15 protein-coding genes are annotated in these 18,397 nt (G+C 56.3%); 4 read left to right on the top strand and 11 right to left on the bottom strand.

Annotated elements, in window-relative coordinates; translation table 11 throughout:
• Positions 1 to 2 precede the first annotated feature (2 nt).
• Complete coding sequence (gene plsB / locus KW828_RS17320) at positions 3 to 2,432, top strand: glycerol-3-phosphate 1-O-acyltransferase PlsB (RefSeq protein ID WP_218337555.1); 2,430 nt, start codon at positions 3 to 5, stop codon at positions 2,430 to 2,432.
• A gap of 92 nt (positions 2,433 to 2,524) precedes the next feature.
• Here plsB and ubiA read toward each other — a convergent pair whose 3' ends face one another.
• The 5 genes from ubiA to malK form a co-directional block, all read right to left on the bottom strand.
• On the bottom strand, positions 2,525 to 3,394 hold the full coding sequence (ubiA, locus tag KW828_RS17315; protein WP_218337554.1) for a 4-hydroxybenzoate octaprenyltransferase: 870 nt from the start codon (positions 3,392 to 3,394) through the stop codon (positions 2,525 to 2,527).
• Between the two features lie 12 nt (positions 3,395 to 3,406).
• Positions 3,407 to 3,904 (bottom strand): chorismate lyase, encoded by a 498-nt coding sequence (gene ubiC, locus KW828_RS17310; protein WP_218337553.1) that lies wholly within the window; start codon positions 3,902 to 3,904, stop codon positions 3,407 to 3,409.
• A gap of 168 nt (positions 3,905 to 4,072) precedes the next feature.
• A complete protein-coding gene (gene malM, locus KW828_RS17305) occupies positions 4,073 to 5,026 on the bottom strand; it encodes a maltose operon protein MalM (RefSeq protein WP_218337552.1) in 954 nt (317 codons plus the stop codon).
• Positions 5,027 to 5,140: 114 nt separating this feature from the next.
• Entirely contained in the window at positions 5,141 to 6,475 is a 1,335-nt protein-coding gene (locus tag KW828_RS17300; RefSeq protein ID WP_218337551.1) for a maltoporin, read from the bottom strand.
• A 24-nt stretch (positions 6,476 to 6,499) separates the two neighbouring features.
• Complete coding sequence (gene malK / locus KW828_RS17295) at positions 6,500 to 7,609, bottom strand: maltose/maltodextrin ABC transporter ATP-binding protein MalK (RefSeq protein WP_218337550.1); 1,110 nt, start codon at positions 7,607 to 7,609, stop codon at positions 6,500 to 6,502.
• A 375-nt stretch (positions 7,610 to 7,984) separates the two neighbouring features.
• On the opposite strand from malK, the gene malE reads away from it, so the two are divergent.
• From malE to malG, 3 genes are all read left to right on the top strand, one after another.
• Entirely contained in the window at positions 7,985 to 9,175 is a 1,191-nt protein-coding gene (gene malE, locus KW828_RS17290; protein WP_218337549.1) for a maltose/maltodextrin ABC transporter substrate-binding protein MalE, read from the top strand.
• A gap of 151 nt (positions 9,176 to 9,326) precedes the next feature.
• Positions 9,327 to 10,871: a maltose ABC transporter permease MalF gene (malF, locus tag KW828_RS17285; RefSeq protein ID WP_218337548.1), complete on the top strand. Its 1,545-nt coding sequence runs from the start codon at positions 9,327 to 9,329 to the stop codon at positions 10,869 to 10,871.
• Positions 10,872 to 10,885: 14 nt separating this feature from the next.
• Positions 10,886 to 11,776: a maltose ABC transporter permease MalG gene (gene malG / locus KW828_RS17280; RefSeq protein WP_088220437.1), complete on the top strand. Its 891-nt coding sequence runs from the start codon at positions 10,886 to 10,888 to the stop codon at positions 11,774 to 11,776.
• 86 nt (positions 11,777 to 11,862) lie between these two features.
• Here the strand turns inward: malG and psiE are convergent, their stop codons facing one another.
• From psiE to pgi, 6 genes are all read right to left on the bottom strand, one after another.
• Positions 11,863 to 12,273, bottom strand: coding sequence for a phosphate-starvation-inducible protein PsiE (psiE, locus tag KW828_RS17275; protein ID WP_072570175.1), 411 nt, complete (start codon positions 12,271 to 12,273; stop codon positions 11,863 to 11,865).
• A gap of 277 nt (positions 12,274 to 12,550) precedes the next feature.
• The gene (locus KW828_RS17270) at positions 12,551 to 14,650 is read right to left on the bottom strand and encodes a YjbH domain-containing protein (protein ID WP_218337547.1); all 2,100 of its coding nucleotides are present in this window, start codon (positions 14,648 to 14,650) and stop codon (positions 12,551 to 12,553) included.
• On the bottom strand, positions 14,650 to 15,384 hold the full coding sequence (locus KW828_RS17265) for a capsule biosynthesis GfcC D2 domain-containing protein (protein WP_218337546.1): 735 nt from the start codon (positions 15,382 to 15,384) through the stop codon (positions 14,650 to 14,652). Before KW828_RS17265 ends, KW828_RS17270 begins: the two co-directional genes overlap by 1 nt.
• The gene (locus KW828_RS17260) at positions 15,381 to 16,022 is read right to left on the bottom strand and encodes a YjbF family lipoprotein (RefSeq protein WP_218337545.1); all 642 of its coding nucleotides are present in this window, start codon (positions 16,020 to 16,022) and stop codon (positions 15,381 to 15,383) included. The genes KW828_RS17265 and KW828_RS17260 overlap by 4 nt, the downstream gene beginning before the upstream one ends.
• Before the next feature lie 61 nt (positions 16,023 to 16,083).
• Entirely contained in the window at positions 16,084 to 16,326 is a 243-nt protein-coding gene (gene yjbE, locus KW828_RS17255) for an exopolysaccharide production protein YjbE (RefSeq protein ID WP_072570168.1), read from the bottom strand.
• 387 nt (positions 16,327 to 16,713) lie between these two features.
• Positions 16,714 to 18,363 carry a glucose-6-phosphate isomerase gene (gene pgi, locus KW828_RS17250; RefSeq protein ID WP_218337544.1) on the bottom strand — a complete coding sequence of 550 codons (1,650 nt, stop codon included), beginning with the start codon at positions 18,361 to 18,363 and terminating at the stop codon, positions 16,714 to 16,716.
• Between the last annotated feature and the right edge of the window lie 34 nt (positions 18,364 to 18,397).

Genomic DNA, 18,397 nt, shown 5'->3' with positions numbered 1-18,397 from the left:
ATATGTCCGGCTGGCCACGAATTTACTACAAATTACTTAATTTACCATTAGGCGCGTTGGTAAAAAGCAAGTCCATTCCGGCAGAACCTGCTCAGGAACTGGGACTTGATACCTCGCGTCCAATTATGTACGTCTTACCGTACAACTCGAAAGCAGATTTGCTGACCCTGCGCGCGCAGTGCCTGGCAAACGATCTGCCCGATCCGCTGGAACCGCTCGAAATCGACGGCACTCTGCTGCCGCGTTACATCTTTATTCACAGCGGCCCGCGCGTGTTTACCTGGTACACGCCGAAAGAAGAGTCCATCAAACTGTTCCACGACTATCTCGACCTGCACCGCAGCCATCCCGATCTGGACGTGCAGATGGTGCCGGTGTCGGTGATGTTTGGCCGCTCGCCGGGTCGTGAAAAGGGCGAGGTGAACCCGCCCCTGCGGATGCTGAACGGCGTACAGAAGTTTGTTGCTATTTCCTGGCTGGGACGCGACAGCTTTGTGCGCTTCTCGCCGCCGGTTTCGCTGCGCCGCATGGCCACCGAGCACGGCACTGACAAAATTATTGCCCAGAAACTGGCCCGCGTCGCGCGTATGCATTTCGCCCGCCAGCGACTGGCCGCGGTCGGTCCGCGCCTGCCTGCGCGTCAGGATCTGTTCAACAAACTGCTGGCGTCGAAAGCCATTGCCCGCGCCGTGGAAGACGAAGCGCGCAGCAAAAAAATCTCCCACGAAAAGGCACAGCAAAATGCCGTCGCCCTGATGGAAGAGATTGCGGCGAACTTCTCCTATGAAATGATCCGCGTTTCCGATCGTATTCTGAGCTTCACCTGGAACCGCCTGTATCAGGGGATCAATGTCCATAACGCCGAGCGCGTGCGTCAGCTGGCCCACGACGGTCACGAGATCGTCTATGTGCCCTGCCACCGCAGCCACATGGATTACCTGCTGCTCTCTTACGTCCTGTATCACCAGGGGCTGGTGCCGCCGCATATCGCCGCCGGGATCAACCTGAACTTCTGGCCCGCCGGGCCGATTTTCCGCCGTCTGGGCGCGTTCTTTATCCGTCGTACTTTTAAGGGTAACAAGCTCTATTCGACGGTGTTCCGTGAGTATCTCGGCGAGCTGTTCAGCCGGGGTTATTCGGTGGAGTACTTCGTGGAAGGCGGCCGTTCCCGTACCGGGCGTCTGCTCGATCCGAAAACCGGCACCTTGTCGATGACCCTCCAGGCGATGTTACGTGGCGGCACCCGCCCTATCACGTTAGTACCGATTTACATCGGCTACGAGCATGTGATGGAAGTGGGAACCTACGCCAAAGAGCTGCGCGGCGCGACTAAAGAGAAAGAGAACCTGATGCAGATGGTGCGTGGCTTAAGCAAGCTGCGTAACCTGGGCCAGGGCTACGTGAACTTCGGCGAACCGATGCCGCTGAACGCGTATCTTAATCAGCATGTGCCGGAGTGGCGCGAAGCGATCGATCCGATAGAAGCGGTACGCCCGGCCTGGCTGACGCCGACGGTGAACACCATCGCCGCTGAGCTGATGGTGCGTATTAACAATGCCGGTGCGGCGAACGCCATGAACCTCTGTTCTACGGCGCTGCTGGCGTCACGTCAGCGCTCACTGACCCGCGAGCAACTGACCGAGCAGCTAGATTGTTACCTGGATCTGCTACGCAACGCACCGTATGCGGAAGACGCCACCGTGCCGACCACCACGGCGTCGGGGCTTATCGATCACGCGCTGCAAATGAACAAGTTTGAAGTCGAGAAAGATACCATCGGCGACATCATCATTCTGCCGCGCGAGCAAGCGGTGCTGATGACCTACTACCGCAACAACATTGCGCATATGCTGGTTCTGCCTTCCCTGATGGCCGCCATCATTACGCAGCATCGCCACATCTCCCGCGAGGAGATGCTGCATCATGTTGAAGCGCTGTACCCGATGCTGAAAGCCGAGCTGTTCCTGCGCTGGGAAAAAGAGGCGTTAGGGGATGTGCTGGATACCCTGATTACTGAACTGCTGCGTCAGGGGCTGATCGTGATCAAAGACGATCGTCTGCACATCAATCCGTCACGCTCCCGCACGCTGCAACTGCTGGCGGCCGGCGCCCGTGAAACGCTGCAACGCTACGCCATTACCTTCTGGCTGCTGAGCGCAAATCCGTCCATCAACCGCAGTACGCTGGAAAAAGAGAGCCGCACGCTGGCACAGCGCCTGTCGGTACTGCATGGGATTAACGCGCCGGAGTTCTTCGATAAGGCGGTGTTCAGTACGCTGGTGCTGACGCTGCGTGATGAAGGCTATATCAGCGATACGGGTGATGCGGATCCGTCGAAAACCTTGCAGGTGTATCAGCTGCTCGCCGATCTGGTGACGTCAGATGTGCGCTTAACGATTGAAAGCGCGACCAGTCAGACGGACGCGGTATAACGTAATGCCCGGCGGCGCTCGCTTGCCGGGCCTACAAATACGCATAGAATCACAGGCCAGGTAAGGCGTCACCGCCTCCCGGCCTTTTTTATTTACAGCAGATAACTCATCGCCAGCCCTAAAAACAGCACCAGACCCACGTAGTTATTGTTCATAAACGCTTTAAAGCAAGCATCGCGATCGCGGTTTACCACCAGCCACTGCTGATAAACAAACAGCGCACCGGCAGCGGCTATCGACGCATAATAAGCCCAGCCCAGCCCGTTCAACCAGCCTACCGCGCTCATCAGCGCCAGCACGATGACCTGCAATATACCCACGATCAGTTTGTCGTGACGCCCGAACAGAATGGCCGTCGATTTGACGCCAATTTTCAGGTCGTCATCCCGGTCAACCATCGCATACAGCGTGTCGTACGCCACTGCCCACAGCACATTCGCGACAAACATCAGCCAGCAGCTCAGCGGTAAGGACTCACTCACCGCCGCAAACGCCATCGGTATGGACCAGCCAAAGGCCGCCCCTAATACCACCTGCGGTAAATGGGTGTAGCGCTTCATAAACGGATACACCCAGGCCAGCGCCAGCGCCGCCACGGAGAGCGCTATCGTCATCAGGTTCAGGGTCAGCACCAACACAAAAGCCAGCAGCACCAGCACCACAAACAGCGTACGCGCTTCTTTTTCCGTTACCGCGCCGCTGGGCATCGGACGGTTCGCCGTGCGCTTAACGTGTCCGTCAATTTTACGGTCGGCATAATCATTGACCACGCAGCCCGCCGCGCGCATCAACCAGACGCCCGCCACAAATACCGCCAGGATCCACAGCGGCGGCACGCCCGGCGTGGCGACCCATAGTGCCCACAGCGTGGGCCATAACAGCAGCAGCGCGCCGATGGGTTTATCGGTGCGCATTAAGCGGTGAAAGGCCAGCAGCTTATCCTGAGTGAGACTCCACTCCATTTTCTCTTCCTCTTAGTACAACGGCGATGCCGGCAAAAACAGTTCCGTCAGCAGTAACGGCTTCCCGCCAAGACGCAGGCGGGAACGGCGTCCCCACAGCGTATCCTCACGACCAATTTCGATAAAGTCACGGGTAAGCGTAGACGACGTAAACAGATACCGACCGAGCGGCGTGTTGCCCAGCTTTTGCAGCGCCAGCTCCGGGCCGCTGAGCGTGGATTCAGGCACCACTGTACGCCCGGCAAGCCAGGGTTCGCCATCAGCGCAGAGTAAAATTTCCCGCAGCCAGTAGCGTGGTTCGGCAGGCAGCAGCGGCAACTCCTCCGGGATTTCATCCGGCGCGACAAAGGCTTCGCGGATCAGCGTCACGCTCACCTGTTTGCCTTGCTGCTCGAAACGTTTGGTCATGGAATCTTCCAGCAACAGCCAGTCGAGCAGTTGCGGATCCAGCGCGGGGATTGCGTCAAAGTAGCGCAGCGCACGCAGTTGCGTTAGCGCAGGGTGTGACATGCCTTACTCTCCGGTACAAAACGTAAAAGTATTGTATCGCAGAACAGGCGGTGACGGGGGATGTCCTTTGCAAAAGCGTAACAGCTACGCAACAGCGCGCGCAGGGCACAAAAAAAGGTGCGCCCGTAAAGGCGCACCAAACAGCAAAATCAGCATTGCGGGGAGAAATTACCCCTTGCCTTTTACACTGCTGATAAAGGTTGAACGGGCTGATTTTGATCCCAGGCTTTCGGCTTCATTGAGCAATTTGAGGGCTTTGTCGATCTCGCCTTTGGCAACGGCCTGTTTGATCCCCTGGTTAAAGTAGTTTTCGGTTTCGTTCAGCACCGGCTCTTTTTTCACGGCCGGCGCAGGGGCCGGAGCTGGCGCAGCGGCCGGTGCTGCCGGTGCGCTATAGGCGGTCGCCGGAGCTGCGGTGTTACCCACCGTCACCGGATCCGGACCGGAGGAGCCAAACAGCGGGCCGACCAGTACGCTGGAGCCACTGTTGGTTTTGACTTTCAGCGTCAGCTTGCCATCAGTCACGTGGCGCGCCAGTGGATCGGGAATATCCGGTATCGCGTTGCCCGCGCCTTTGGCATAGGCCTTCGCCGGGTTGACCAGTTTGGTGGTTTTCTGCAAATCCTGATCGCGGGTAAAGGCCAGCACATAAAGTTTTTGCTGACCCAGCGCAGGCGTCAGGCGGATCACGCCTTCCAGGCGATCAGCGCTCATCACGCCCGGTTCCTGATAGGTGAAATAATCACTCGGGAAGAACGCGGATGGCGTCATGTTCTGGTCAAGGATCAGCACGTTTGGCGCAAAGACCTGCGTTTGCTTATCCACTTCACTAATCAGCGTCAGGGTAATTTCACCGATATTGGCCGGTACGCTCCAGGCGATCACCGGGCCGCTGATCCCTGGCACGTTAATGGTTTGCCCACCGGTCGCCACCGTAGTGGTCTGGGCTTTGGACTGGTTGACCGGCGTCCAGGTCAGTTTCTGTAGCTCCGCCGCCGGAATAGCCGGGGCGCTGCTGGTGTTTTGCGGTACGAAGTTTACGTCCGCCAGCGCGGAAAGCGGGCAGGCCGCCAGCAGGCTGGCGCTCAGACAGAATGCAACGAGACTTTTTTTCATTTTCATTGTTTTCACCTCTGATTTCACAGGTGCCACGGTTGCCAGGCAATAGCGCGCGTCACCCAAAGGGTTGAGGGGCTTGCGCCCCTCTTTTGATCATTACGTCAGGTTATCGGGTGATTACCACCAGATTTCCATCTGAGCACCGAAGGTCACTTCGTCGTTGTCGCCACGGCTGAAGGTACGTGCGGAGGTGTCGTTGTACGCTACGCCATTAGTGAAACCGGCAGCGGTATCAGCAGACGTGCTGGCGTAACCCCATTTCTCATCCCACTTCGCATAGGTGGCGAAGACACGGATAGCCGGACGGGACCAGATGCTGTCGCCCGCCTGCCACTGTTGAGCAAGGGTAATTTTGTACTGGTTGTTGGTGTCGTCGGTACGCTGTGATTTCACGTTGTCGTAACCCACTTCCAGCAGGGTGCTCATGATCGGCGTCCATTTGTACATCGGGCGCACGCCCACGGTCCACCAGCGGGTGCCGTTGCTGTCGTCGCGATCGATGTCCTGGTACATACCGATGTACATCAGATCCCAGTCTTCGGCCAGGGTGATTGCACCGTGGTCCAGAATACGGATCATGCTGCCGTCGTTATTGATGCTGCCGCCTTCGGAACGCCCTTTACCATGGGAAGTCATGGAGTCAGTGGCGTACTGAACTACGAACTTGTTAAAGCCTTTCAGCATGCTCTGGGTGTGTTCAGCAGTGAACATCCAGCCATCTTTTGATGCGCCTGGGGCCAGATAGTAGTCGTCCTTCAGGTTGGTGTGACCGTAGTCAACGCCCAGCTCCAGCACGCCGTCGGTGTTGGTTTGCAGACCCGCTAAACGCACGTCGAACACGTCGTTCGGCACTTCGTTGTTATAGGTTCTGACACCGTTCTCGTATTCAGCCGCAGCGGAGGAACCGCCAGATTCTGTATTGCGGGTGGCAGCGAAAGAGAGTTTACCGATACCAACGTCGATGTTTTCCAGACCCGCACCCGGACCGGAAATATCCCAGTAGTAGAAGTCGGTCATGTGCACGTCATGACGCTGATAGAAGCGCTTACCGGCCCAGATATTCGCACCTGGCAGCGCGTCGATCAGGTCTTTACCTACGACGTTAAATTCACGGATCGCCGGAGTGTTATCGTTTTCCCAGTCATTAACCTGTTGAGACTGGTAGGCAATGTTGGAGTCGAAATAGAAGCTCTTACTGCCTTCTTTCCACACTTCCTGGCCTAATTTGATTTCAGCGTAAGTATCACATTCGTTACCCAGACGGTATTTAGACTGTGCACCCGTTGCGGTGAAGCATTGTTGCGGGCCGCCGCTACCGGTCCAGCCGATACCAGAACGGGCATAACCTTTGAAGTCGACCGCGCCCGCATGAGCAGACAGAATGCCTGCTGTAACGGCGATAGCCAGTGGAAGTTTGCGCAGAGTAATCATCGTTCTATCTCCTGAGATCATTGCTTTTCTTTATATTTGGAATGCTTAAACGCCTGGCTCTTTGTGCAACCGACGACAAGCGGTGCCATCTTCACGGAATAGATGGCAACGCTCCGGCGGCAAGCCGATAGCGAATGTGGCACCCTCTTCTACCAACACCACGTCAGCCTGGCGGTAGACCAGGTTTTGACGGATGGCGGGGATCTGAATATGAATTTGCGTTTCGTGGCCCAGCTGTTCGACGACCTGAACGGTGCCTTCCAGCGTGACATCGGCAATATCGCTTGGCAGCAGGTGTTCCGGACGAATACCAAGGGACATATTGGTACCGACCTGCACATCGCTGCTTTCCACCGGCAGCCAGACCTGCTGGCGGTTCGGCAGTTCAACCTGCACCTGATCGATGGCCGTCGCGGTTACTTTCACCGGCAGGAAGTTCATCTTCGGTGAACCGATAAAGCCCGCCACAAATCGGTCTGCCGGATAGTGGTAAAGTTCGAGCGGCTTGCCGATCTGCGCCACGCGCCCGGCGTCCAGCACCACGATTTTGTCGGCCAGCGTCATCGCTTCGACCTGATCGTGGGTCACGTAAATCATCGTGCGTCCCAGCCGCTTGTGCAGGCGGGAGATCTCAATACGCATCTGCACGCGCAGCGCGGCATCGAGGTTCGACAGCGGTTCATCCAGCAGGAAGACGCGCGGCTCGGCCACTAGCGTACGGCCAATGGCGACACGCTGACGCTGACCACCGGAAAGCGCTTTCGGTTTACGATCCAGCAGGTGCCCCAGTTGCAGCACTTCGGCGACCTGCGTAACCCGCTGGTTAATGACCTCTTTTTTGGCACCCGCGAGCTTAAGACCAAAGGACATGTTTTCCGCCACCGACAGGTGCGGATAAAGGGCGTATGACTGGAACACCATGCCGACGCCACGTTCGGCGGGCGGAATGTCATTCATGCGGGTATCGCCAATCAGCAAATCCCCGCTGGTGATGGTTTCCAGCCCGGCAATCATGCGCAGCAGAGTCGATTTACCGCAGCCCGATGGACCGACAAACACCACAAACTCGCCTTCATTAATGTCGAGATTGATGTCTTTCGAAACGACTACGTCGCCCCAGGCCTTCGTTACCTTGCGCAAGTGCACGCTCGCCATGCCCTTCTCCCTTTGTTACTACGCTGAAACTTTCAAGATGCGGCGACTATGCGGGAATGAATACGCGGGGGGATCCTCCACCCTTCTCTTTTTTATGGGGGAGGAGACGGGAGGATGAGGCGACCGGCTCTGCCCCCACAAGTTCCGTGCATCGGCGAAATTCGTGATGTCGATTACAAAAATCACGACACTTTTGTGTGCGCTGCACCGCAGAACTGCGTTTTATGCAAGGCAGATCACACAAAGCGGGGGTGGGGCGTAGGGCGAAGGAGGATGAGAAGCGCTTGCCAAACCAGGAGACTAAGACCCGTTTAGCCACCTCTGTGTCACTGTGTTCGATGTCGTCAGGGCACATCACCAAAAAGGACGGGATTTATGAAAATCAAAACTGGCGCAGGCATTCTGGCATTATCCGCCATCGCGACGATGATGCTGACCGCACCGGCTCTCGCCAAAATTGAAGAAGGTAAGCTGGTTATCTGGATCAATGGCGATAAAGGCTATAACGGCCTCGCCGAAGTGGGTAAGAAGTTCGAGAAAGACACCGGCATTAAAGTCACCGTTGAGCACCCGGATAAGCTGGAAGAGAAGTACCCGCAGGTTGCCGCAACCGGTGATGGCCCGGACATTATTTTCTGGGCGCACGATCGCTTTGGTGGCTACGCGCAGTCTGGCCTGCTGGCGGAAGTCTCGCCGGATAAAGCCTTCCAGGACAAACTCTTCCCGTTCACCTGGGATGCGGTGCGTTACAACGGCAAGATCATCGCCTACCCGATTTCCGTTGAAGCCCTCTCACTGATTTATAACAAAGATCTCGTCCCTAACCCGCCGAAAACCTGGGAAGAGATCCCGGCGCTCGATAAAACACTGAAGGCGAAAGGTAAGAGCGCGCTGATGTTCAACCTGCAAGAGCCGTACTTCACCTGGCCTATTATCGCCGCCGACGGCGGGTATGCGTTCAAGTATGAAAACGGCAAATACGACGTGAAAGATGTCGGCGTTGACAGTGCGGGCGCGAAAGCGGGTCTGACCTTCCTGGTGGATCTGATCAAAAACAAACACATGAATGCGGATACCGATTACTCCATCGCTGAAGCGGCCTTTAACAAAGGCGACACAGCGATGACCATTAACGGACCGTGGGCATGGGCAAACATCGACAAGAGCAAAGTGAACTACGGCGTGACCATGCTGCCGACCTTCAAAGGCAAAGCCTCTAAGCCGTTCGTTGGCGTACTGAGCGCCGGTATTAACGCCGCCAGCCCGAACAAAGAACTGGCGAAAGAGTTCCTGGAAAACTACCTGCTGACCGACGATGGTCTGGCAGAAGTGAACAAAGATAAGCCGTTAGGCGCGGTAGCCCTGAAATCTTATCAGGACAAGTTAGCGAAAGATCCGCGCATTGCCGCCACCATGGCGAACGCGCAGACCGGTGAAATCATGCCGAACGTGCCGCAGATGGCTGCCTTCTGGTATGCCGTACGTACTGCGGTTATCAACGCAGCCAGTGGTCGTCAGACCGTTGACGCCGCGCTGAAAGACGCGCAGGGCCGTGTCACTAAGTAAGTCTGAAATCCCCTCACCCCGGCCCTCTCCCCAAGGAGAGGGAGAAAGGTGGTTCACCCACTCCCCCACAGGGAGCGCGCGATCGGTACCCTCTCCCTTCGGGAGAGGGTTAGGGTGAGGGTTGTTTAACAGTGGTAGAGGATGAATCCCCATGGATGTCGTTAGAAAGAGTCATTGGTGGCAAAGCGAGACCGTAAAATGGGCAACCATCGCCCTGCTCGGCCTGCTGGTGGCCTATCTTGTGGTTTTAATGTACGCCCAGGGAGAGTACCTGTTTGCCATCATGACGCTGATTTTAAGCTCTGCTGGCCTGTATATTTTCGCGAATCGTAAAACCTATGCCTGGCGCTATGTCTATCCTGGCGTGGCGGGTATGGGGCTGTTCGTGTTGTTCCCGCTGGTCTGCACCATCGCTATCGCCTTCACCAACTACAGCAGCACCAACCAGCTCACCCAGGAGCGCGCGCAACAGGTGCTGATGGATCGCATTTACCAGGCCGGAAAGACCTTTAACTTTGGGCTTTATCCGGCGGGTAATCGCTGGCAACTGGCGCTGACCGACGGCGAAAGCGGCAAAAATTATGTCTCCGACGCCTTTACGTTTGGCGGCGAACAGACGTTAAAACTGAAAGAAGTCCCGGCGCTGCCGGAAGGTGAGCGCGGGAATCTGCGCGTGATCACCCAGAACCGTCAGGCGCTGACGCAGCTGACCGCCGTGCTGCCCGATGACAGCAAAGTCATCATGAGCTCATTGCGGCAGTTCTCCGGCACCCGCCCGCTGTATACCCGCGGCGATGACGGCGCGCTGACTAACAACCAGAGCGGCGTGGTTTACCGCCCGAACAATGACATCGGCTATTTCCAGGCGGTGAACGCAGACGGCAACTGGGGCGATGAAAAACTCAGCCCCGGCTACACCGTGACCATCGGCTGGAAAAACTTTATGCGCGTCTTCACCGACGAAGGCATTCAGAAACCTTTCTTCGCCATTTTCGTCTGGACGGTGATTTTCTCGCTGTTGACGGTGGTGCTGACCGTGGCCGTCGGCATGGTGCTGGCCTGCGTTGTACAGTGGGAATCGCTTAAAGGTAAGGCGCTGTATCGCGTGCTGCTGATCCTGCCCTACGCCGTGCCGTCGTTTATCTCGATCCTGATCTTTAAAGGCCTGTTCAACCAGAGTTTTGGTGAGATCAACATGATGCTGAGCGGTCTGTTTGGCATCCGTCCGGCCTGGTTCAGCGATCCGACCACCGCACGGGCGATGATCGTCATCGTCAACACCTGGCTTGGCTATCCGTACATGATGATCCTCTGCATGGGGCTGTTGAAGGCGATCCCGGACGATCTCTACGAAGCCTCGGCGATGGACGGCGCAAGCCCGATGCAGAACTTCTTTAAGATCACCTTCCCGCTGCTGATCAAGCCGCTAACCCCGCTGATGATCGCCAGCTTTGCGTTTAACTTTAACAACTTCGTGCTGATCCAGCTGTTAACCAATGGCGGTCCGGACCGACTCGGTACCACTACGCCTGCGGGCTATACCGATCTGCTGGTCAGCTATACCTACCGCATCGCCTTTGAAGGCGGCGGTGGACAGGACTTTGGCCTGGCGGCGGCTATTGCCACGCTGATTTTCCTGCTGGTGGGGGCGCTTGCCATCATCAACCTGAAAGCCACCCGCATGAAATTTGACTAAGGAGGGCACTGTAAATGGCTATGGTACAACCCAAATCACAAAAGCTGCGCCTTCTGATCACGCACCTCGGGCTGCTGATTTTTATCGCTGCGATCATGTTCCCGCTGTTGATGGTGATTGCGATTTCGCTGCGTCCGGGCAACTTCGCCACCGGCAGCCTGATCCCGGATCAGGTGTCGTGGGAGCACTGGAAGCTGGCGCTCGGCTTCAGTATTGAGCACGCCGATGGCAGCGTAACCCCGCCGCCGTTCCCGGTGCTGTTATGGCTGTGGAACTCAATTAAAATCGCCGGGATCACCGCGATTGGGATTGTGGCGCTCTCCACCACCTGCGCCTACGCCTTTGCCCGTATGCGTTTTCCGGGTAAAGCGACACTGCTGAAAAGTATGCTGATTTTCCAGATGTTCCCGGCGGTGCTGTCGCTGGTGGCGTTGTATGCCCTCTTCGACCGTCTCGGGCAGTACATTCCGTTTATCGGGCTGAATACCCACGGCGGGGTGATCTTCGCCTATCTGGGCGGCATCGCGCTGCATGTGTGGACGATCAAAGGCTATTTCGAAACTATTGATGGTTCGCTGGAAGAAGCGGCGTCGCTGGATGGCGCGACTCCATGGCAGGCGTTCCGTCTGGTGCTGTTACCGCTTTCCGTGCCGATTCTGGCGGTGGTGTTTATTCTGTCGTTTATCGCCGCTATTACCGAAGTTCCGGTCGCCTCGCTGTTGCTGCGTGATGTCAACAGCTACACGCTGGCGGTCGGTATGCAGCAGTATCTCAACCCGCAAAACTATCTGTGGGGCGACTTTGCCGCTGCGGCTGTACTTTCTGCAATCCCCATCACCGTGGTGTTCCTGCTGGCACAGCGCTGGCTGGTGAATGGCCTGACGGCGGGCGGGGTGAAAGGCTAATTTTCATCGTGATATGCCACTGTTATCCTCAACTTGTATCAACCCTAACTTGTGATTGTCATTCGGCGGCCTGCGGGCCGCCTTTTTTATTCACGTTTCAGGCGTTTCGAGTTACATAACCATAGCGTCAACACCAGCAGCAGGATCGCCGCAGAATAGATCAGGACATCCATCGGTGATTTATGATCGACGATGATCAGCCGCACGATGGCGGTGATGCCGATATAGATAAAGTAGCGCAGCGGGAAGTGATAACCGGACTGAAAGTATTTGACGATCAGCGCGATAAATTCGAAATAGAGAAAATAAACGACCAGCCCTTCCACCAGCTCGTACTTGCTGGTTCGCTCTGGCGCAAACAGCACATCCGCCAGATGCAGCGTCTCTTTACCCAGAAATACCACCAGGATCAGACCAAGGCTGAGCAGACCTAAACTGAGGACAGTCTGCAAGATGGTGGAGATGAACTCTACGCGGGGACGACTTAGCGATGTCATACAGCACCTCATTATGACTGTGACGAGCCTACTGTATAACGCAGAAGTGTGATCTGGATCTACTTTTTTTACTCAACATTAACGCCCGGCGGCGCTGCGCTTGCCGGGCCTACGTTTCGGGGTCCTCCCTGCGCGTGCGGGACGGGAGTGGTTCCAGGCCGGGCAAGCGCAGCGCTACCCGGCACAGAGTCAGTTCCAGGCCGGGCAAGACGTAGTCGACACCCGGCACAGAGTCAGTCGTAGGCCGGGCAAGACGCAGTCGCCGCCCGGCACACGCTTAGCGGAAGTTAATCGAGCGGTCGCTGGTCATGTCATACAACTGGAATTTACGGCCCAGCATCTGGCCACCGTCACGCGTCAGCGGTGTCCAGCCGATGCCAGCGCGGCTGCGGGTCGGGCCGGTGGAGAACAGATCCAGCGGAATCGACACATACACGCCTTTGGTGAAATCGCCTTCGCCGTATTCATCAGGCGATACGTTAGTGATGGTGGCGTAAGTGCCCACAACCACGCCGCTGTCGAAGTGTTTCGACACTTCCAGCGTACCGCCTTTATCTCCCGCCAGATATTGACCCACGCTGGCTTTGATCAGTACGTCCTGCGCGAACGACGGCGTCCAGTAGGCGGTAAGATGCCCGGTTTTCACACTGTAATCGGTGAACTTCATCATCTCTTTCGGGCTGCGCCAGTCACGCTGTTTCACGTAGTTGGCATCAATGCCGAATGCCCAGTTGCTGTCGACCGGACGCCACAACACTTCAGCCCCTGCCCCGCCGTACATGGTTTCCAGATAGCCGCCGTACACCTGGCCGTAGAAGCCGTTGCCGAGGTACTGGAAGTAGTTGGCCTGCATGTTGTTAACGTAGTAGTCGTTTTCAACATATTCACGCACATAGGTACGCACGCGCGGTAGCTGCGAATCCTTCGGCGGATTGGTGTAATTGAATTTGTCGTAGTTGTTGGCGAGGTTGCCGAACAGACTGCCGGTGGTCAGCAGATGGTCGGTGAGCCACAAATCGGCGGTCGCCATCACGCCCAACTGGTACATGTAGAAGCTTTCCGGGCCGCCCACGGACTGGTTCAGCACCGGATCGATATGGAAATCGAAGCGGGATTTTTCGATATACCAGCCCTGCTCGGTGGACTCTGGCACCACCGGCTCAACACGTTTTTGCACCAGTTCGGTTTCATGTCCCAGCGGCTCGCCCTGAAGATGGCGTTGCAGGCTGGCGACGTCAGTTTCAGTCGTCACCTGCGGCATATTAAGACGATTTTCGGTGACGCGGATGGTGCGAATGCCGTCCGGCAAATCATTCATGACAATGCGGTTGGCGCGTTCGATCCCTTCCTGCGAATCACGGTATTTCACCTGTTCGCCGGTGACGTACAGGGTATCGTCTTTCACCTGGATCTGCGGATCCGCAAGCCCGGCGTTATATTTCAGCAATGTCAGCTGATTCGCCACCACCGAGTGTTGCAGGATGGCATCCTGCGGCTGCGGCTGGTATTGCGGACGGGCGTTGTCGTTATAACTCGGACGCAGATCGTTAAAGTTATTGCGCAGCGTGAAGCCAAACATCACCGTGTTGCCACGCTCATAGCTCAGGTTGACGTCGGCCCAGTCGGTAACGCGATAAATCGCCCCGACGTTGAAGTTGCTGCGTTGCGGCAGCTTGCCAGCGAAGTCCTGCATGTAGTTGTTGCCTTCGTATTCCAGCTTCAGGCGCAGCGGTTGCCACGGCGTCTGGTACTCTACGCCGCCGAACAGCGAGGCCGGGCCGTGGAACATCTGGCTGGCGTCAACTGAGCCTGCCTGGTTGTAGCTGTTGTCGCGCACGCAGTATTTGTTGCTGTAGCTGCACAGCGGGTTTTTGATATTGCCCGCGGTGCCGAGATAGCCCCAGCCGAGGCCGAGCGAGAAATCAAACGGCCCCCAAGCTTTGTTTGCCACGATGTATTCGGCGTCAAACAGGCCGGTCCCGCCAATATCGCGCGCGCCTACCGCCACCTGCGGCAGCCAGTAGCTCTCTTCCCACAGGCGCAGTTTTAAGTCGAAGGCTTTATCTTTGTAAGTCTGATCGCCGGAAAACGCATCCACACTACTGTATTGACGTGTACGCACGTCGGTATAGCGCAGGGTGGTTTCCAGCCACGGGAAAAGCTGCACCGAGCCGGAATAATAGCGGTATTGATCGTTATCGCGATAGTTGAGGCTGATCTCGCCTTCCCGCGCCATCCGTGCTGTTGGCGTCTGTAACAGGCCGACGCCGCCAAAATCTGACTGCGACGGCCCGATGGGGGCCGGATAGCTTTCTGCGTGGCACGCTGCGCTCACCCCCAGCGCCAGCAGACTATAGAGACAGGTTCTTTTCTTCATTAATCCGGGATCCGATGCGTCAGGGAGTAAAGAATATCGGCGTTAAGCTCGTCGTACTGGCTGCTCCAGAATGTGTCGGCAAAGCCGACCAGGATCACGCTGCCCGGCATCGGCTCGATATGCCGCCGGTTCCAGTACGCCACCGGTACATTCTCGGTACGCCCGTCAGGATAAATCACCCATGCGTAGCTGCGTTCTGCGCCACTGAGCAGGCTCATGTCGTCGAGATAACCTGCCACATCGCGCCCAGGACTGAAGGGCTTTTTCCCTGGACTGCTGATAAGCCCCATCACCGTGACCGTACCAGGTTGCGGCCCTACCCACAGGGTGTACTCGCCTTCCAGCGGGCGGTTGGCCGTGGGTTCGACACGCACCCGATCCGGATCGAGCGGCACCAGCTGGCGTCCGGTCACTTTCACTGCCTGCAACTGACGGCGCAGGCTGTTGATGGCGGCGGCATCGTCGCCCCCTTCTTCACTCGCCAGCGCGCCAAGACGCGCCAGCAGCGCCTGATGACGCTGTTCGGCAATCACCGTGGCTTTGCCTTCGCTGATGACCGCGCCCCGCCACCAGCTGTTTGCCAGCCGGGGCTGCCCGACTAAATCAATCAGAAAAGGGGCATCGGTTAATGTTTTTGGCTGTGTGCTGTCCGGGGAATACACCTTGATGGTGCCCGCTGCAAAGGCAAGCGGCGACATCAGGGTAAAAATCATCGATGTGATAAGTGCCTTCATTTTTCTTTTGCAGCCTTAATCAACATAGTGTTGATGGGGAAGTAATCAGCGCCCAGATACTGGGTGGACTGCCTGATTTGCCCTTCACTGTCTATCCAGAAACGGTTCGTCCATGTTTTTTGATCGGTAGACACCTTTTCTTCCAGCACGCGGACGGTCGTGACATCGCTGCCAAGCGTGATGGTGTCGGTGCCCGCCCAGCGGAACGTCGAAAGCGCGGTGGCATAGCGCACCTGACCATGTTCCGTCCAGCCCATCATGCGCGTCCAGCTCGCGCCATCCACAATCTGATTCGGCTTAGCCAGCGGATCGGCGGCAATATTGCTCACCTCAATCAGGTTGTCGTTGCCGAGCAGCGTTTTAACGATGCGCCCGTGCTGGGTGACAATAGTGGACTGATCCTGCGTCGCCCATTTCAGCTGGCCGTTTTCTGCGAACGCCAGCACCACAAAGAGCTGCGGTCCGCCGTTAAGCTGCATGTACTGGCTCGCGTAGGGCATGTCCGCAATGTCTTCATCCGTGAGATGGACGCCAGGGGTGCCAAACAGGCTATTCCACAGCGCGCTTCCCAGTCCTTTCGTCGTGCCTGAGCACGCCTGAAGCAACAGACAAAGCAGAACAATTCCGGCTCGCTTCACAACACTTCTCCAGGGTCAAAATAACCACACCGAAGTGTGGTTATGGTTAATGTACCCCTGATTACTGGGTACTGGTGGTCGTTGTGGTAGTGGTTCCGGTGTTGGAACCATCACCACCGCCGGTCGCTGCGAGCGCGACACCCACCGCAGAACTCACGGTGCTGACGCTTGTCGCAGACGAACTGCCCGCCGAAACCGACGTTGCAGCCGACCCTGCTGCTTCACCGACTTGCACCGGTGCCGCAAACGCAGACGTCGCCGCCAGCGCTGAAATGGCAAAAATGCCATACAGGACTTTACGCATATCAATTTCCCTTCATTGAATGAATGGATTTTTACCTGAGAGGGACTCAGGCGCGATCGAGTATACACAACTAAGGCAGGTGAATTGCGCAGCAGGGAAATAGCGGCAAGGTTTTAAGATAATTGGACAAAGCACGGCGGTCAAAATGCTACTTTTAATTATAAAGCATTTAAAATCAACAAGATAAAATAGACATGATTATGCTTTATGCTGCGTATTATCCTAAAATAACCCACAGGTAATAACGGGGAATTCGGGATTTTCAGATTAAACTCAATGCAGGAATTTGCAGCAAGGCACAGACAACGGGAATTGTCCGATAAGAAAAGCCGATATTAATATCGGCTTTCAGTATAAATAGATATTTTAAAAAGCCCGCCAGGGCTATCAGGCACGCCAGGATTTATAGCGGTTGATCAGCCCATTGGTTGAGCTGTCGTGGGTGCTGATTTCTTTTTCATCGCCCAGCTCCGGCAGGATGCGGTTCGCCAGCTGCTTACCTAGCTCTACGCCCCACTGGTCAAAGGTGAAGATGTTGAGGATCGCGCCCTGGGTGAAGATTTTGTGCTCATAAAGTGCAATCAGCGCGCCCAGGCTGAAAGGCGTGATTTCGCGCAGCAGGATGGAGTTAGTCGGACGGTTGCCTTCGAACACTTTAAACGGCACCACGTGTTCCAGCGTCTTCGGATCTTTACCCTGGTCGGCATATTCCTGCTCAACTACCTCACGGGATTTACCAAACGCCAGCGCTTCGGTCTGGGCGAAGAAGTTAGACAGCAGCTTCGGATGGTGATCGGAAAGCGGGTTATGGGTGATCGCCGGCGCGATGAAATCGCACGGCACCATTTTGGTTCCCTGGTGGATCAGCTGGTAGAACGCGTGCTGACCGTTGGTACCCGGCTCACCCCAGATGATCGGGCCAGTCTGGTAGTCCACCGGGTTGCCGTTACGGTCAACGTATTTGCCGTTGGATTCCATGTTGCCCTGCTGGAAGTAGGCGGCAAAACGGTGCATGTACTGGTCATACGGCAGGATCGCTTCGGTTTCAGCGCCGAAGAAGTTGTTGTACCAGATGCCGATCAGCGCCAGCAGAACCGGCAGGTTTTGCTCCGGTGCGGTGGTGGAGAAATGCTTATCCATGGCGTGCGCGCCGGACAGCAGTTCCACAAAGTTGTCAAAGCCAACGGACAGGATAATCGACAGACCAATCGCCGACCACAGGGAGTAACGGCCTCCCACCCAGTCCCAGAATTCGAACATATTGGCGGTATCAATACCAAACTCGCCCACCGCTTTCGCATTGGTGGACAGCGCGGCGAAGTGTTTCGCAACGTGCTGCTGATCGCCGGCGGTTTTCAGGAACCATTCACGCGCGCTCAGGGCGTTGGTCATGGTTTCCTGCGTAGTGAAGGTTTTGGACGCCACGAGGAACAGCGTGGTTTCCGGGTTCACTTTCTTCAGCACTTCTGCGATGTGCGTACCATCAACGTTAGAAACAAAGTGCATGTTGAGGTGGTTTTTATATGGACGCAGCGCTTCGGTGACCATGAACGGGCCGAGGTCGGAACCACCGATACCGATGTTCACCACGTCGGTGATTGGCTTACCGGTATAGCCTTTCCAGCTACCGGAAATGATCGCTTCCGAGAAGGCTTTCATTTTTTCCAGCACCGCGTTGACTTCCGGCATCACGTCTTTGCCGTCAACGATAATCGGCGTGTTGCTACGGTTACGCAGCGCGACGTGCAGCACCGCGCGATCTTCCGTGCGGTTGATCTTCTCACCGGCGAACATGGATTTGATGGCGCCAGCCAGATCGGTCTCTTTCGCCAGATCCTGTAACAGGGAGAGGGTTTCGTCAGTGATGCGGTTTTTGGAGAAATCCACCAGCATTTGATCGTTAAAGGTGGCTGAGAACTTCGCGAAACGATCGCCGTCCTGGGCAAAGAGTTCAGCGATGGTGACATCTTTCATCGCGTCGTAGTGTTTTTGCAGTGCCTGCCAGGCAGAAGTTTGCTTCGGGTTGATGTTTTTCATGGCAATACTCTTCTGATTTGAGAATGTTAACTGC

Origin of the sequence: Enterobacter sp. ENT03, from assembly GCF_019218745.1 — a bacterium.
GTDB lineage: Bacteria > Pseudomonadota > Gammaproteobacteria > Enterobacterales > Enterobacteriaceae > Enterobacter_D.
Note: the sequence above shows the minus strand (reverse complement) of the source record. Positions and strands in the feature narration are given on the sequence as shown.

Coding starts and splice junctions, on each gene's coding strand:
- malM (WP_218337552.1), bottom strand. CDS start 5,026: ATGAAAATGAAAAAAAGTCTCGTTGCATTCTGTCTGAGCGCCAGCCTG.
- KW828_RS17300 (WP_218337551.1), bottom strand. CDS start 6,475: ATGATCTCAGGAGATAGAACGATGATTACTCTGCGCAAACTTCCACTG.
- malE (WP_218337549.1), top strand. CDS start 7,985: ATGAAAATCAAAACTGGCGCAGGCATTCTGGCATTATCCGCCATCGCG.
- yjbE (WP_072570168.1), bottom strand. CDS start 16,326: ATGCGTAAAGTCCTGTATGGCATTTTTGCCATTTCAGCGCTGGCGGCG.
- psiE (WP_072570175.1), bottom strand. CDS start 12,273: ATGACATCGCTAAGTCGTCCCCGCGTAGAGTTCATCTCCACCATCTTG.
- KW828_RS17265 (WP_218337546.1), bottom strand. CDS start 15,384: ATGAAGGCACTTATCACATCGATGATTTTTACCCTGATGTCGCCGCTT.
- KW828_RS17270 (WP_218337547.1), bottom strand. CDS start 14,650: ATGAAGAAAAGAACCTGTCTCTATAGTCTGCTGGCGCTGGGGGTGAGC.
- ubiA (WP_218337554.1), bottom strand. CDS start 3,394: ATGGAGTGGAGTCTCACTCAGGATAAGCTGCTGGCCTTTCACCGCTTA.
- malF (WP_218337548.1), top strand. CDS start 9,327: ATGGATGTCGTTAGAAAGAGTCATTGGTGGCAAAGCGAGACCGTAAAA.
- malK (WP_218337550.1), bottom strand. CDS start 7,609: ATGGCGAGCGTGCACTTGCGCAAGGTAACGAAGGCCTGGGGCGACGTA.
- pgi (WP_218337544.1), bottom strand. CDS start 18,363: ATGAAAAACATCAACCCGAAGCAAACTTCTGCCTGGCAGGCACTGCAA.
- ubiC (WP_218337553.1), bottom strand. CDS start 3,904: ATGTCACACCCTGCGCTAACGCAACTGCGTGCGCTGCGCTACTTTGAC.
- plsB (WP_218337555.1), top strand. CDS start 3: ATGTCCGGCTGGCCACGAATTTACTACAAATTACTTAATTTACCATTA.
- malG (WP_088220437.1), top strand. CDS start 10,886: ATGGCTATGGTACAACCCAAATCACAAAAGCTGCGCCTTCTGATCACG.